Origin of the sequence: Nitratireductor soli (assembly GCF_001050155.1) — a bacterium.
In the GTDB taxonomy this organism is placed as follows: domain Bacteria; phylum Pseudomonadota; class Alphaproteobacteria; order Rhizobiales; family Rhizobiaceae; genus Nitratireductor; species Nitratireductor soli.
Genome location: NZ_LFVY01000017.1, coordinates 37,091 through 49,717 on the forward strand (window position 1 = coordinate 37,091; position 12,627 = coordinate 49,717).

17 protein-coding genes are annotated in these 12,627 nt (G+C 64.8%); 8 read left to right on the forward strand and 9 right to left on the reverse strand.

Annotated features, from left to right (window positions below; translation table 11 throughout):
• Window positions 1–74 precede the first annotated feature (74 nt).
• A complete protein-coding gene (dapD, locus tag AB843_RS19740; protein ID WP_048648695.1) occupies window positions 75–929 on the reverse strand; it encodes a 2,3,4,5-tetrahydropyridine-2,6-dicarboxylate N-succinyltransferase in 855 nt (284 codons plus the stop codon).
• 152 nt (window positions 930–1,081) lie between these two features.
• Between dapD and AB843_RS19745 the strand changes: the two genes are divergently transcribed.
• Genes AB843_RS19745 through AB843_RS19755 form a run of 3 tightly spaced genes read left to right on the forward strand, consistent with a single transcriptional unit; the run spans window position 1,082 to window position 3,420 of the window.
• The gene (locus AB843_RS19745) at window positions 1,082–1,921 is read left to right on the forward strand and encodes an LOG family protein (RefSeq protein ID WP_048648624.1); all 840 of its coding nucleotides are present in this window, start codon (window positions 1,082–1,084) and stop codon (window positions 1,919–1,921) included.
• A 13-nt stretch (window positions 1,922–1,934) separates the two neighbouring features.
• On the forward strand, window positions 1,935–2,393 hold the full coding sequence (locus tag AB843_RS19750; protein WP_244468041.1) for a hypothetical protein: 459 nt from the start codon (window positions 1,935–1,937) through the stop codon (window positions 2,391–2,393).
• A 55-nt stretch (window positions 2,394–2,448) separates the two neighbouring features.
• Entirely contained in the window at window positions 2,449–3,420 is a 972-nt protein-coding gene (locus AB843_RS19755; protein ID WP_048648626.1) for a DUF1775 domain-containing protein, read from the forward strand.
• Between the two features lie 30 nt (window positions 3,421–3,450).
• Here the strand turns inward: AB843_RS19755 and AB843_RS19760 are convergent, their stop codons facing one another.
• Together AB843_RS19760 and AB843_RS19765 are read right to left on the reverse strand one after the other, a co-directional pair.
• On the reverse strand, window positions 3,451–4,335 hold the full coding sequence (locus tag AB843_RS19760; RefSeq protein WP_048648627.1) for a DUF817 domain-containing protein: 885 nt from the start codon (window positions 4,333–4,335) through the stop codon (window positions 3,451–3,453).
• A 5-nt stretch (window positions 4,336–4,340) separates the two neighbouring features.
• Entirely contained in the window at window positions 4,341–5,042 is a 702-nt protein-coding gene (locus AB843_RS19765) for a pyrimidine 5'-nucleotidase (RefSeq protein ID WP_048648628.1), read from the reverse strand.
• 127 nt (window positions 5,043–5,169) lie between these two features.
• On the opposite strand from AB843_RS19765, the gene AB843_RS24645 reads away from it, so the two are divergent.
• Together AB843_RS24645 and AB843_RS19775 are read left to right on the forward strand one after the other, a co-directional pair.
• Entirely contained in the window at window positions 5,170–5,562 is a 393-nt protein-coding gene (locus AB843_RS24645) for a hypothetical protein (protein WP_053086157.1), read from the forward strand.
• A gap of 71 nt (window positions 5,563–5,633) precedes the next feature.
• Window positions 5,634–6,539, forward strand: coding sequence for a DMT family transporter (locus AB843_RS19775; protein WP_048648629.1), 906 nt, complete (start codon window positions 5,634–5,636; stop codon window positions 6,537–6,539).
• Between the two features lie 151 nt (window positions 6,540–6,690).
• Here the strand turns inward: AB843_RS19775 and AB843_RS19780 are convergent, their stop codons facing one another.
• Window positions 6,691–7,026 carry a hypothetical protein gene (locus AB843_RS19780; RefSeq protein ID WP_244468042.1) on the reverse strand — a complete coding sequence of 112 codons (336 nt, stop codon included), beginning with the start codon at window positions 7,024–7,026 and terminating at the stop codon, window positions 6,691–6,693.
• Window positions 7,027–7,240: 214 nt separating this feature from the next.
• On the opposite strand from AB843_RS19780, the gene AB843_RS19785 reads away from it, so the two are divergent.
• Both AB843_RS19785 and AB843_RS19790 read left to right on the forward strand, forming a co-directional pair.
• The gene (locus tag AB843_RS19785; protein WP_048648631.1) at window positions 7,241–8,071 is read left to right on the forward strand and encodes a hypothetical protein; all 831 of its coding nucleotides are present in this window, start codon (window positions 7,241–7,243) and stop codon (window positions 8,069–8,071) included.
• Window positions 8,052–8,840 carry a hypothetical protein gene (locus AB843_RS19790; protein WP_048648632.1) on the forward strand — a complete coding sequence of 263 codons (789 nt, stop codon included), beginning with the start codon at window positions 8,052–8,054 and terminating at the stop codon, window positions 8,838–8,840. Before AB843_RS19785 ends, AB843_RS19790 begins: the two co-directional genes overlap by 20 nt.
• Window positions 8,841–8,857: 17 nt before the next feature.
• Here AB843_RS19790 and AB843_RS19795 read toward each other — a convergent pair whose 3' ends face one another.
• Window positions 8,858–9,316, reverse strand: coding sequence for a carboxymuconolactone decarboxylase family protein (locus tag AB843_RS19795; RefSeq protein ID WP_048648633.1), 459 nt, complete (start codon window positions 9,314–9,316; stop codon window positions 8,858–8,860).
• Between the two features lie 142 nt (window positions 9,317–9,458).
• Between AB843_RS19795 and AB843_RS19800 the strand changes: the two genes are divergently transcribed.
• Complete coding sequence (locus AB843_RS19800) at window positions 9,459–10,334, forward strand: sigma-70 family RNA polymerase sigma factor (RefSeq protein WP_048648634.1); 876 nt, start codon at window positions 9,459–9,461, stop codon at window positions 10,332–10,334.
• A 120-nt stretch (window positions 10,335–10,454) separates the two neighbouring features.
• Here the strand turns inward: AB843_RS19800 and AB843_RS19805 are convergent, their stop codons facing one another.
• The 4 genes from AB843_RS19805 to argB all read right to left on the reverse strand — a co-directional run bounded on the left by AB843_RS19805 (window position 10,455) and on the right by argB (window position 12,496).
• The gene (locus AB843_RS19805) at window positions 10,455–10,769 is read right to left on the reverse strand and encodes a hypothetical protein (protein ID WP_048648635.1); all 315 of its coding nucleotides are present in this window, start codon (window positions 10,767–10,769) and stop codon (window positions 10,455–10,457) included.
• Between the two features lie 12 nt (window positions 10,770–10,781).
• On the reverse strand, window positions 10,782–11,132 hold the full coding sequence (locus AB843_RS24650; RefSeq protein ID WP_087587153.1) for a helix-turn-helix transcriptional regulator: 351 nt from the start codon (window positions 11,130–11,132) through the stop codon (window positions 10,782–10,784).
• Window positions 11,119–11,505 (reverse strand): hypothetical protein, encoded by a 387-nt coding sequence (locus AB843_RS25355; RefSeq protein ID WP_048648636.1) that lies wholly within the window; start codon window positions 11,503–11,505, stop codon window positions 11,119–11,121. Before AB843_RS25355 ends, AB843_RS24650 begins: the two co-directional genes overlap by 14 nt.
• Before the next feature lie 97 nt (window positions 11,506–11,602).
• A complete protein-coding gene (gene argB / locus AB843_RS19820; RefSeq protein WP_048648698.1) occupies window positions 11,603–12,496 on the reverse strand; it encodes an acetylglutamate kinase in 894 nt (297 codons plus the stop codon).
• Window positions 12,497–12,627 lie beyond the last annotated feature (131 nt).

Genomic DNA, 12,627 nt, shown 5'->3' on the forward strand with positions numbered 1-12,627 from the left:
TCTCCGCCTATCCCATTGTTTTCGCATTTGTACAGACGCCAGGTGATTCCACCCGGCTGCAGAATGCCATAGCGTCAATCGCGCAGAAGTTCGTTGATCGAGGTCTTCGAACGCGTCTTCTCGTCGACGCGCTTGACGATGACGGCACAATAGAGGCTCGGTCCCCAGTTTTCGCCCGGCACGTTCTTGCCCGGCATGGTGCCGGCGACGACCACCGAATAGGGCGGCACCTCGCCATAGAAGACCTCGCCCGTGGCGCGGTCGACGATCTTGGTCGACTTGCCGATGTAGACGCCCATGCCGAGCACCGAGCCCTCGCGGACGATGCAGCCCTCGACCACTTCGGAACGCGCGCCGATGAAGCAATTGTCCTCGATGATGGTCGGGCCGGCCTGCATCGGCTCGAGCACGCCGCCAATGCCGACGCCGCCTGAAAGATGAACGTTCTCGCCGATCTGCGCGCAGGAGCCGACCGTCGCCCAGGTGTCGACCATGGTGCCCCGGCCGACATGGGCGCCGAGATTGACGAAGGAGGGCATCAGCACGACGCCGGGCGCGATGAAGGCCGAATGCCGCACCACCGCGTTGGGCACGGCGCGGAAACCGGCCTTCTCGAACTCGTTGGCGCTCCAGCCGTCGAACTTCGAGGCCACCTTGTCCCACCAGACCGAATCGCCGGGGCCGCCCTTGATGACCTGCATCGGGTTCAGGCGGAACGACAGGAGCACGGCCTTCTTCAGCCATTGATTGACCGTCCAGGAGCCGTCCGCCTGGCGCTCGGCGACGCGCGCGCGGCCGCTGTCGAGCAGCGCCAGCGACGTTTCGACGGCATCGCGGATCTCGCCGCGTGTTCCAGTCGAAACGGCGTCGCGCTCGTCAAAGGCCTTCTCGATTGTTTTTTCCAGCGCGGCGACATCCGTCTTGGTCATGCTTGCGGCTCCGTTGAACAAGCTGTTAAGGGCTCGACCATAGATTACGGGATGGAAACCCAAGGCCGGCGCGGAACCTATGCGAAGCGCCGGGAGGGGTCAATCTCGCGATGACGCGCCAGGGACCGCATTCAGGACTGGAAGACAGGATCATGGACACGACCGACGAAAATGGCTGGACGCCGCTGCCGCATTCCGACGAGGATCTGAAGCGCGCGCGCCAGGTGCCCGACACGCCGCAGACGCGTGCACCGACCTATCGGCTGGCCTGGGACGATGAGGATTTCATGACGCGGCGCGAGTTGCGCGCCGTGCGCCTGCAACTCGAACTCCTGAAACCGGAACTGGCGCTGGCCGAACGCGGCATCCGCTCGACGGTCATCCTGTTCGGCGGGGCGCGCCTGCCGGAGCCCGGCGGCGACGCCTGGGCGGCCAAGAACGAGACGCAGAAGAAGAACCTCGAGAAGAACAGCCGCTACTATCATGAGGCGCGCCGCTTCGCCCGACTGTGCTCGGAAGAATCGGCCAAATCCTACTATCGCGAATATGTGGTGGTGACCGGCGGCGGGCCGGGCGTGATGGAGGCCGGCAACCGGGGGGCGGCCGATTGCGGCGCGCCGACGATCGGCCTCAACATCGTCCTGCCGCACGAGCAGGCGCCGAATGCCTATGTGACGCCGGATCTGTGCTTCAACTTCCACTATTTCGCCATCCGCAAGATGCATTTCATGATGCGGGCCAAGGCGGTCGCAGTGTTTCCGGGCGGCTTCGGCACGATGGATGAACTGTTCGAATCGCTGACGCTGATCCAGACCGGCCGCATGGAACGGATGCCGGTCATCCTGTTCGGCAAGGAATTCTGGGCGCGCGCCATCGATCTCGAATTCCTGGCCGAACAAGGCACCATCTCGCCCGGCGACGACCAGCTGATCACCTTCGTCGATACCGCCGAGGAGGCCTGGGAGAAGATCGCCGAGTTCTACGAACTGTAGCGTCCGCGCCGCCTTGCCGCATCAATCGACACTGGCACACAAGCTGCGGCTGCGCTACTCATTGGCGATGCGCAAGGAAGGACCGCAAATCACCTGGTTCGACAGCCTGCGCCGCGATGCCAGGCTCTTCGCGGCGGTCGGCTTTCTTGCGCTGTTTCTTGGCGCGCTGCAGCCGCTGGCGGTGGCCGCCAGCGCCTCCCCGGCCGACGGTTTCGTCATCTGCACCACCTATGGTGTCGGCCAGGCCGGCGACGACAATCGCGGCCACGCGAGCGACGTCGAGTGTCCGCTGTGCATCACCGGCCATTCCTGCGCCTTCCAGCTCATGGCCAGCACGCCGGCGCCATCCCTGGCCATCACGCTGCCGGCGGCGGTAGAGACCCGCGCCGCGCTTTCCTGGGCCGTTGTCGATCCGGGCGCCCGTGCCGGCGATCCTCCGCCATCGATCCGCGCCCCGCCGCATCTCGTTTGATCGCTTTGCTCCCGGCCTGCCGGGATGTTCCAACGTTCAAACGCAAAGGCCCATCATGCGCCAGTTTATTCTCGTCTCGGCTGCAGCCCTGCTGCCAGCCCTAATCGCTCACAATGCTGCTGCCCATGCAGTGCTCGAAACGCCCACCGCCCCGGCCGGCGGCTACAAGGCCGTCGTCACCATCCCGCATGGCTGCGATGGCGAACCCACCAATTCCGTTCGCATCGACATTCCCGAGGGTTTCGTTTCCGTCAAGCCGATGCCGAAGGCCGGCTGGACACTGGCTGTCGAGGAAGGCGATTATGCCAAATCCTATCAGGTTCACGGGAAGGCCGTCGCAAGCGGCGTAACCGCCGTCACCTGGAGTGATGGAGCATTGCCCGACGGTCAGTTCGATGAATTTGCCCTGCGCGGCACGCTGGCCAGCGTCGAACCCGGCCAGAAGCTGTTCTTCAGGACCGTGCAGACATGCGCCAGCGGCGAAGTTGCCTGGATCGAGATTCCCGCCGAAGGCCAGGATGCGCACGCGCTGGAGCATCCCGCTCCCGGCCTGACCATCCTCGCCGCCGACACGGGGATGGCCGCTCACCACGCGCATGGCGACCAGGCGACCATGGCGGGCGACCTGAAGATCACCACCGCCTGGGCGCGCGCCATGCTGCCCGGCCAGCCCTCGGGCGGCGGCTATCTGACCATCGAGAACACCGGCGCCGCCGACGACCGGCTGCTGTCGGTCGCGTCGCCTTCGGCCGGCCGGGTCGAGGTCCACACGATGGAAATGAACAATGACGTGATGGTGATGCGTCCGGTCGAGGGCGGCCTGGCCATTCCCGCCGGCGAGACGGTGACGCTCAAGCCCGGCGGGCTGCACATGATGTTCATGGAGGTGACCGCGCCGTTCAAGGAGGGCGCGGCCGTGCCCGTCACGCTCGAGTTCGAGAAAGCCGGCGCGGTGGAACTCGAGTTGAAAGTCGGCCCGGCGCGCGGCGGCATGCCGGAAATGGATCACTCGGGCCACGGCAAATAGCTGCGGCAGTACATGTTGAGCGAAGCCGGTTCAGGCCGGCTTCGCCTCCGCCACCGAAGCGGCTGGCAGCTCGGGCTGGCGCGGCCTGTGCACCAGCGAGACGAGCACGAAGGATATGATCATCAGCAGGTACCAGGCGCCGAGCTTGCTGAGCGACACCGGCGTCCAGCTTTGTGCCTGCGATGGATAGATCCAGGCGCGCGACCAGGTGCCGATGTTCTCGGCGAACCAGATGAACAGCGCCACCAGCAAAAAGCCGAGCAGCAGCGGCATGCGATGGCGAAAGCGGAAGACCCGGTAATGCACCGTGGTGCGCAGATAAAGCAGCGCCGTGGCGGCAAACAGCCCGTAGCGAATGTCCACGGTGAAATGGTGGGCAAAGAAATTGACGTAGATCGCCGCCGCCAGAAGCACGGTTGTCCAAAGCGGCGGATAGCGTGTGTAGCGCATGTCGAAGATGCGGCTGACGCGGGCGAGATAGGAGCCGACCGCCGCATACATGAAGCCGGAGAACAGCGGCACGGCGCCGATGTGAAAGACGCTCGCCTCGGGATAAATCCACGATCCGACCGAGGTCTTGAAAAACTCCATCGCTGTGCCGACCACATGGAAGATCAGGATCACCTTCGCCTCGGACAGCGTTTCCAGCCTGCCGGCCAGCATGGCAACCTGAATCCCCAGCGCCGCCAGGAACAGGAAATCGTAGCGCGCCAGCGCCGCATCGCGCGGCCACAGATAGTGGGTGGCGATGATCAGGGCGAGCAGCGCCCCGCCGAACAGGCAGGCCCAGGCCTGTTTCAGGCCAAACACGACGAACTCGACCAGCGCGCCGGAGACACCACGCGCCGGCAGCGTGTCCAGCACGCGATGCGCGGCCGCGTCGATTCGCGCTTCGAGCGAAGTGAAGCGCCGCACTCGGCTCAAGCTCCGATCACCGTTTCGAGGAAGGTCGCCAGATCGTCGGTGACGTAATCGACATCGTCCTCCTGCCCGGCGTCCTGCTCCCACACTTCGGAGAAGGTCGGCTCGAAATTGTTCGGCACCACCAGGACCGTGGTCATGCCGAGCGTCTTCGGCACGGAAAGGTTGCGCGCCAGGTCCTCGAACATCACCGCCTTGTCGCCCGCCACCCGGTGCAGGGCGGTGAAACGGTCATAGGTGGCGGCTGCCGGCTTCGGCAGGAGATCGGCGGCGACGATGTCGAAAATGTCGTCGAAATGGTCCAGCACGCCAAGCTGGCGCGCGGCGCGCTCCGCGTGACCGCGGTCGCCATTGGTGAAGATGAACTTGCGGCCCGGCAGGACGCGAATGGCGGCCCCGAGGCGCGGATCCGGATCGAGCCATGAATAGTCGATGTCGTGGACCTTTTCGAGAAAATCGTCCGGATCGATATCGTAGCGTTCCATCAGCCCGTTCAGCGTCGTGCCGTAGTCGCGGTAGAGCTCCTTCTGCAGGCGGCGCGCGGCTTCGCGGTCGAGTTGCAACAGCTGCTCGACATAAGACGTCATCTTCACGTCGATCTGCGAAAACAGATTGCTGTGGTGCGGATAAAGCGTGTTGTCGAGGTCGAACACCCAGTCGGTGATGTGAGAGAAACGCGCTGGCGAGGGCTGATTTGTCATGCGCCTGTTATGGCAGACGAGCGCGGCGCGCGGCAATCGCCAGCCGACCGTTTTCCCCTCTTACAAACGCCATCTTGTCTGGTGAGGGTTCGGCCTCCCGCAATAGCCCCCACGGAACACCGCATCCATGTTTGCAGCCATTCGAGCCATTGTCCTTGTCAGTGCGCTGCTTGTCCCCTCCGTTCCGTCCGCATGGGCGCAACCCGCGCCGAGCTTCGAGGCATCGTGTTCGCAGCTGCGCGAAAAACTCGATGTCCTGGAGGTGGAGGAAGGTGAATGGGCGGTGATCGACGTGGTTGGCACGCTGCGCGCCGTCGAGCATGACGGCACGCTGGGCTATATGCTTGTCTGCGCGGCGCCAGACCCCGAAGTCCTTTGCGTCACCTACCAGGTCAACGACTATCGGGTGGGCGACAGGGTCGTTCTCAGCGGCACGCTGAACCGGGTCGATGACGATCATGTCAGCCTCGATCCCTGCCTGCATTATCCGCCGAACAGCGCAGGCGAGCAATATCGGTAGCCCGAACTGGTATACCACATTGTCGCACCTGCCCCTTGAGATGCCGGCCGCTTGCCTGCACAAGGGCCGGCATGGAGCTCTGGATTCCCATCACGATCGCCGCCGCCTTCCTGCAGAATCTGCGGTCGGTCGGGCAGAAACACCTGAAAGGCGTCATGGGCACGACCGGCGCCACCTTCGTGCGCTTCGGCTTCGGCATGCCGTTCGCCATTCTGTTCGTGCTCGGGCTGCATGTCTTCGCCGGTTATCCTTTCGCGCCGATCAATGGCGCCTTCCTGGCCTGGACCGTGCTCGGCGGGCTTGGGCAGATCGCCGCGCAATTCCTGCTGATCTATCTGTTCTCGTTCCGCAACTTCGCTGTCGGCACGGCCTATTCGCGAACGGAGCCGGCGCAAGCCGCCATCTTCGGCCTCATTCTGCTCGGGGAGGTCGCCGGGCCTGGCGCGCTGATCGCCATCGCCGTGACGGTGGTCGGCGTGATGCTGATCTCGGTCGCCCGCACGCCGATGAGCTGGCGCAACCTGTTCGCCTCGCTGGTCAGCCGCAACGCACTGATCGGCCTGGCTTCGGGCACGCTGTTCGGCGTTGCAGCCGTCGCTTATCGCGGCGCTTCCCTTTCGCTCGGCGGGCCGAATTTCCTGATGCAGGCGGCCACCACGCTGGCGGTCACCATCACCTTCCAGACGGTCATCATGCTCGTCTGGATGCTGTGGAGCGACCGCACGCAGATGGTCCGCATCGCCGCCGCCTGGAAACCGTCCCTGTTCGTCGGCTTCGTCGGCGCATCGGCTTCGCTCGGCTGGTTCACCGCCATGACCCTGCAGCAGGCGGCGGTGGTGAAGGCGCTGGCGCAGATCGAGATGATCTTCACCTTCGCCTCCTCCGTGTTCTTCTTCCGCGAACACATCAACCGCACGGAAGTCGCAGGATGCCTGCTGATCGTCGCCGGCATCCTGCTTCTAGTCCTGATCGGTTAGAGCGCCATGCGTCCATTCGGACGCATGACGCACGATGTGTAGAGCGGATCGCTTCTCCCGCCTCGCACAGGAGATGCGATCCGCATAAAGGCGCCCGCCGCGCCCGGATGAACCCCATCATCCGGTTCCCCGCCCGGCCGGGTGTCGCGCCTTACTTGACGACGATCCTGATCGTGTCCTGATAGCGGTGCGTCTCATCGCCGGCGGCAATGCCCGTGACATTGACGGCGCGGGTGGGCACCCGCGTCCCGCACTGCTTGCTGTTGCGGCTGGACGGCCCGCCGTCGGAATAACGAACGGTCTTGGCGCGCGGCAGGCGGGCGGCCACGTTGGCGTAGCTCGGGGCCGAAGCACCGCAACTGTCGGCACGATAGGCCGTCAGGTGTTTCGTCTGACCGACGCCGAGTTCCACTGTCTTGTCCACACTGGTGCAGCCCGTGGCAAGAAGGGCGGCAAACCCCGTCATCGACATCCCAATTCTCTTCATGTGGCTTCCCTCATCCTTTGGAGAATGGGAGTCCCCGCCGCGCGTTGCCTGCATGACGGAAGCGCTCCCCCGGCGGAATAGACCGCCCAACCGCGGTTCGCGCCTAATGAAAAATCGGGCCATCTTCGGAAAATACGGAAAAATCCGGCCGCAAACCATTCCGATTTCAGGCGAACGCCGATAGCTTCAAAGACAGCGGTCAAGGGGAAGAGATGTGACGGCGGGAGACTGGAGCAGCCACAAGCACTGGCACATCGTGCTGGACGAACTCTGCAATCGGCGCGGTCATTACGACAACGCGATCCTGGCGTCCGAACTGTGCCGGCAGTCCGGGCGCGGCAGCAAGGAGGATTTCGAGGCCGCCAAGAAAAAGCTGCGCAACTGGCGCCAGGGGAAACGGATCCCGCTGCGCCGCAACTTCCAGGTTCTTTCGGAACTGCTGCAGATCGACGCGGACGCGGAGCTGCGGCCGATTTGGGATCGGCTCTACGCCGTCGCCCATGAGCGGGCCTATCCGCAGCGCGCGCCCGCGCAGGCCGACGCAGGGGCCGCCAACGGCGGAGCCCGCCAGCGCGGATGGCGCGGTGCGTGCCGATGGGACATCGTGGCCGCCGCGGGCATTTTCACCGGCGGCATCTTCATCGCCGTCGCTGTCTTCGAACACCAACCGGCGAAGCTCGGCCTGCCCGAGGTGGGCTACAACGCCCAGATGAACATGATCGTCGGCGAAACCAAGCTCATTCACGGCGAATACGATCGCTGCGACGCGCCGCCGCCGAACTGGGAGGCGGTGCTGCCGCGCATCCCCAATACGGATCTGGGCGTGTTCGGCGATGGCGGGCTGGCGGCCAAGATGGTCAATGACTGCGGCCGGGAGATGGTCGTGCGCGCCGTCCGGTTCACCGCGGTGAAGCCCGGCATAGAGGAAGTCGTCCTGCTCGGCGACTTCATGCGCCTGGTGGTGACGTCCGCCCAGGAGCTGCGCTCCGTGAATTCAACGCCTGCAATGGAGAGAGGGAAGGTCGATGGACCAAAGGTTCGATGAGATCGATCGATGGCACGAGCTCTTCGACGAGCTGTGCATACGCGCCGGCTATTCGGACACGGCGTCGCTGGCCGGAAAATTCTGCGCCATGACCAATGGCGGCGGCCAGAACCAGTACGAGACGGCGTTGAGAAACCTCAACAACTGGCGTTCGGGCCGGCACATTCCCAGGCAGCGCAGCATGCGCGTGCTGTGTGAGCTGCTTGGCGTGCCGGGGGACCCGGAGCTGCTGGCGCGCTGGAACCTGCTGTACCAGCGCGCGCGCCAAGTGGAGGAGGAAGCGCCGGAGGAAAGCCCCGCTCCGTCGCCGGCTGAAAATGCCACGGGCGCGGGCAAGCGAAGCCGTCATCCGGGCAGCCTGTCGACCCTCCAGGCGATGTTTGCCGGCGCCTTCCTCTTCCTGGTCGGCATGGGCGCCGGCGTGCTCGTCGCATCGGACTGGCGCCCGTGGGGCGGGCCCGCCGACGACGCGCCGATGATCCGATACGACCCGGAACTCAGGATGACGGTCGGCGAGAGCCGCGTCATTCATGGCGAGCGCGGCGATTGCGGCAAGCTGCCGCGCGAATGGGACGACCTGCAGAACAGCCTGCCCGCGTCGGCGCTCGGCACCTTCTCCGATGGCGGGCTGGTGCGACGCAACTCGAAATACTGCAAGGGCGTCACACCGGCCCGCGGCATCCGCTTTACCGCCACCAAGCCGGGGACGGAGCTGATGCATATCACCGGAGACCTCATCAAGATGACAGTGGTGGAGAAGCCTCAGTAGTCGCCGAGGCCTCCCAATCAGCCCCACTCGCCGGCAACCTGCCTGACCGAGGCATTGAGCCGGTTCCAGACATTGATCAGGGCGATCTGCAGCAGCAGGGCCGAGAGCGCCGGCTCGTCGAAATGGCGCGCGGCCTCCTCCCATTCGCCGTCCGGCACCGGGTCGGCGCGGTCCGACAGGCGGGTGACGGATTCCGTCAGGGCAAGCGCCGCGCGCTCGGCGTCGGTGAAGTAGGGCGTGTCCCGCCAGGCGGCGACAGCGAAGATGCGGTCGTCGGATTCATTGGCCTTCTTCAATTCACGGGCATGCATGTGCACGCAGACGCTACAGCCATTGATCTGGCTGGCGCGCAGATGCACCAGCTTGCGCAGCACATAGGAGACCGTCTCGTTCTTGTCGGTCGCCTGGTCGAGCGCGTGCAGCGCCTTCATGGCGTCGGGAATGATGAAGACGGGATGTTTCATTCGGGCCTGCATGTTCGATCTCCGTTAAAGCAGTTCAGGTTAGACACCGGTTGTCCGGCTTTTGCCGACGACGCCGAACCGCGCGTTTTTCCGTCACATGGCTCGGACTTCGTTCGTCATGGGCATGACGGAACAGCCGAAGGAAATGTGACCGATGGACGAGAATAAATTTCTGGCCGAGCAGTTCGAGGCAAAGCGCGGGCACCTCAGGGGCGTCGCCTACCGCATGCTGGGCTCGCTCAACGAAGCCGAAGACGCGGTGCAGGAAGCCTGGCTGCGGCTGGCACGCAGCGATGAAAGCGAGATCGCCAATCTGGGCGGCTGGCTGACGACGGTGGTCGGCCGCATCTGTCTCGACATGCTGCGGGCACGCAAGGCGCGGCGGGAAGACCCGCTCGAACCGGGGGAGCCCAGATCAGAAACCGGCGATCCGCAGGCCGCCAACCCGGAAGAGGAGATGGCTATGGCCGATTCCGTGGGCCTGGCTCTCCTCGTGGTGCTGGAGAAACTGGCGCCCGCCGAACGGCTGGCATTCGTCCTGCACGACATGTTTGCCGTGCCGTTCGAGGCGATTGCGCCGATCGTCAACCGCACGCCGGCGGCGGCGCGGCAATTGGCCAGCCGGGCGCGCCAGCGCGTGCAAGGCAAGCCCGCCCTGCCCGCCGCCGACCGCGCGGCGCAACGCAGCGTGGTGGATGCCTTTCTTGCCGCTGCCCGCAATGGCGACTTCAACGCCTTGCTGTCGGTGCTCGACCCGGAGGTGATGTTCCGCGCCGACGGCGCTGCGGCCCAGCTCGGCTCGTTGGCGGAGATCCGCGGCGCCGAAGCGGTGGCGAACTCCTTCAAGGGTCGCGCTCAAGGCGCACGGCCGGTGCTGGTCGACGGCGCGCTGGGTCTGCTGGTCGCGCCGGGCGGTCGCCTGCGCATCGTGCTCAACCTGACGATCCGCGACGGCCGGATCGCTGCCATCAACGCCATCGCCGAGCCGGCGCATCTGGAGGCACTGGAACTGGCTGTTCTCGACGATTAGAGCGCCGCGCGCCCAACCGGACGCATAAAGAGCGCTGCAAGTTGCTGAATCTGCGCATCGTGCTTTCCGAAGATCGATTCCGGTTTTCGGAACGATGCCGGCGAGCGTCGGTCTTGCGTGTCAGGAAGCCAGGGGCACCAGCGCATGCGCCACGAGCTGGGCGAACGAAAGCGCCAGCAGGCCAAGCCCACGGCGAAACCAGCGCCGCTCGCTTTCGATTTCGGCGAGCGCACGATCAAGCAGCGGCTTGGCCTGCGCGTCGAAAGCCTTGGGGTCGGTGACCGTCACCTGCAGGCGCTGCAGGCGCACCAGCGTGCGACGCGAATCGGTCGAGGACAGGGTCGGTATTGCCAGCGCCACCGAACCGCCGAGGCCAAGCACACCGGAAATGGCCGGTGCGTACTGGCCGACGAGCAATTCTCCGAGAAGCGACATCGGCGCGCTCCTTCAAGAGGCCGATTTGTACGGCGCGGCGAACGCCTCCCGCGCCGGCTCGGCAGGCGTGACGCCCTCTTCGAGCGGCATGGCGGACAGCTCGATGGTCCGATTGCAGGCAGCGGCAAAGACGAAGGCGAAATCGACCGATGGCGTATGATCGATCAGCCCGCTTTCAACCTGCGAGATACGCGCCTGGCTGACGCCGATGCGTCCGGCAACGTCAGCCTGCGTCAGCCCGGCTTCCTTGCGCATCCCGGCGAGAAGGCTGGATATCTTTCGCGCTGCCTTGGCGCGCGCGCGCGCCAGACGAAGCGCGGGATCGCGCTCGATCAGCTCCAGTTCCTGGTCAAATCCCATCATCCCACCTTTCCGCTTGCCCGCGCCGCACCCGGTCGCGGGCTTTGTCGAGGAAGGCATCGCGGTCCTGCAATGTCCATATCCTGCTGTCGAAGGTTTCCGACAGGGCGAGCGACACATCGTGGGTTTGCGCCCGTCCATCGCCGGGCACGGTCGCCGCCATGCGGAACTTCACATCGCGGAACAGAAACACGCCTCCCGCTGTCGCATGCCAGGCGCCGCCAGGCAAAAAACCCGCGTCCCTGATCCGCAACAGCTCGAAGAAGCCGTTGACGATGCCAGCGCTCTTGTCAGGGTCGCCCGTGTAGGCAGCGCGCAGGGCCGACAGTTCCTGGCCAGCATCGAAATCATCTCCGCGATAGACCCAGACAGCCATACCGGCCCCCAATATAATCTATACCTTATAAAACGTCCAGCCCTCGACTTCCGATAAAATCATAGCGTGTGTTTTCCTGGCTTACAAACCAGGGCTATCAGGGAACGATCAGCGTGCCGGCGCCATGCTCTGTGAAAAGCTCGAGCAGCACCGAATGCGGCGTCTTGCCGTTGAGGATGACGACGCCCTCGACGCCGCGCTCGATGGCCTGGATGCAGGTCTCGACCTTGGGGATCATGCCGCCGGAGATGGTGCCGTCCTTGATCAGCGCGCGCGCCTCGGAGACCGTCAGTTCGTCGATCAGCTTCTTGTTGGCATCGAGCACGCCTGGAACGTCGGTCAGGAACAGCAGGCGCGTCGCCCGCAGCGCGCCGGCGATGGCACCGGCGAAGGTGTCGGCGTTGATGTTGTAGGTGTGGCCGTCGCGGCCGGGCGCCACCGGGGCGATGACCGGGATCATCTCCGAATGCGCCAGGAGGTCGAGCAGCGTTCGGTCCACCTCGACCGGCTCGCCGACGAAGCCCAGATCGAGCACGCGCTCGATGTTGCTGTCGGGGTCCATCACCGTCTTGTGCGCCTTTTCGGCGAACACCATGTTGCCGTCCTTGCCGCACAGGCCGATGGCCCATTCGCCCTCGGCGTTGATCAGGGCGACGATTTCCTTGTTGATCGAGCCTGCCAGCACCATCTCGACGATCTCGACGGTGCTCTGGTCGGTGACGCGCAGCCCGCCTTCGAATTTCGATTCGATGCCCATCTTCTTCAGCATGGCGGCGATCTGCGGCCCGCCGCCATGAACGACGATGGGGCTGACGCCGGACTGCTTCAACAGGGCGATGTCGCGGGCGAACGCCTGACCCAGCTCCGGGTCTCCCATGGCGTGGCCGCCATATTTGACGACGATCGTCTTGTTCTCGTAGCGCTGCATGTAGGGCAGCGCCGCCGAGAGAAAGCGCGCCTGGGCTTCCGCTGTTTCCGCAGTACTCGTCATCGCGATCTTCCCCAGAGACAAAACCGCGGTTTCATAGAGCATTTTTCCGCCGAGCGAAATGACCTGACTGCGGCGCGAGCCGGAAAAACGCCGCCGGCGGACGAAAAGCCGGCAGCAGACAGCCGGAATGG

Excerpts from the sequence above, each read along its gene's own strand:
- dapD (WP_048648695.1), bottom strand. The coding sequence starts at position 929 with ATGACCAAGACGGATGTCGCCGCGCTGGAAAAAACAATCGAGAAGGCC.
- AB843_RS19745 (WP_048648624.1), top strand. The coding sequence starts at position 1,082 with ATGGACACGACCGACGAAAATGGCTGGACGCCGCTGCCGCATTCCGAC.
- AB843_RS19755 (WP_048648626.1), top strand. The coding sequence starts at position 2,449 with ATGCGCCAGTTTATTCTCGTCTCGGCTGCAGCCCTGCTGCCAGCCCTA.
- AB843_RS19765 (WP_048648628.1), bottom strand. The coding sequence starts at position 5,042 with ATGACAAATCAGCCCTCGCCAGCGCGTTTCTCTCACATCACCGACTGG.
- AB843_RS24645 (WP_053086157.1), top strand. The coding sequence starts at position 5,170 with ATGTTTGCAGCCATTCGAGCCATTGTCCTTGTCAGTGCGCTGCTTGTC.
- AB843_RS19775 (WP_048648629.1), top strand. The coding sequence starts at position 5,634 with ATGGAGCTCTGGATTCCCATCACGATCGCCGCCGCCTTCCTGCAGAAT.
- AB843_RS19780 (WP_244468042.1), bottom strand. The coding sequence starts at position 7,026 with ATGAAGAGAATTGGGATGTCGATGACGGGGTTTGCCGCCCTTCTTGCC.
- AB843_RS19790 (WP_048648632.1), top strand. The coding sequence starts at position 8,052 with ATGGACCAAAGGTTCGATGAGATCGATCGATGGCACGAGCTCTTCGAC.
- AB843_RS19795 (WP_048648633.1), bottom strand. The coding sequence starts at position 9,316 with ATGCAGGCCCGAATGAAACATCCCGTCTTCATCATTCCCGACGCCATG.
- AB843_RS19800 (WP_048648634.1), top strand. The coding sequence starts at position 9,459 with ATGGACGAGAATAAATTTCTGGCCGAGCAGTTCGAGGCAAAGCGCGGG.
- AB843_RS19805 (WP_048648635.1), bottom strand. The coding sequence starts at position 10,769 with ATGTCGCTTCTCGGAGAATTGCTCGTCGGCCAGTACGCACCGGCCATT.
- AB843_RS24650 (WP_087587153.1), bottom strand. The coding sequence starts at position 11,132 with ATGATGGGATTTGACCAGGAACTGGAGCTGATCGAGCGCGATCCCGCG.
- AB843_RS25355 (WP_048648636.1), bottom strand. The coding sequence starts at position 11,505 with ATGGCTGTCTGGGTCTATCGCGGAGATGATTTCGATGCTGGCCAGGAA.
- argB (WP_048648698.1), bottom strand. The coding sequence starts at position 12,496 with ATGACGAGTACTGCGGAAACAGCGGAAGCCCAGGCGCGCTTTCTCTCG.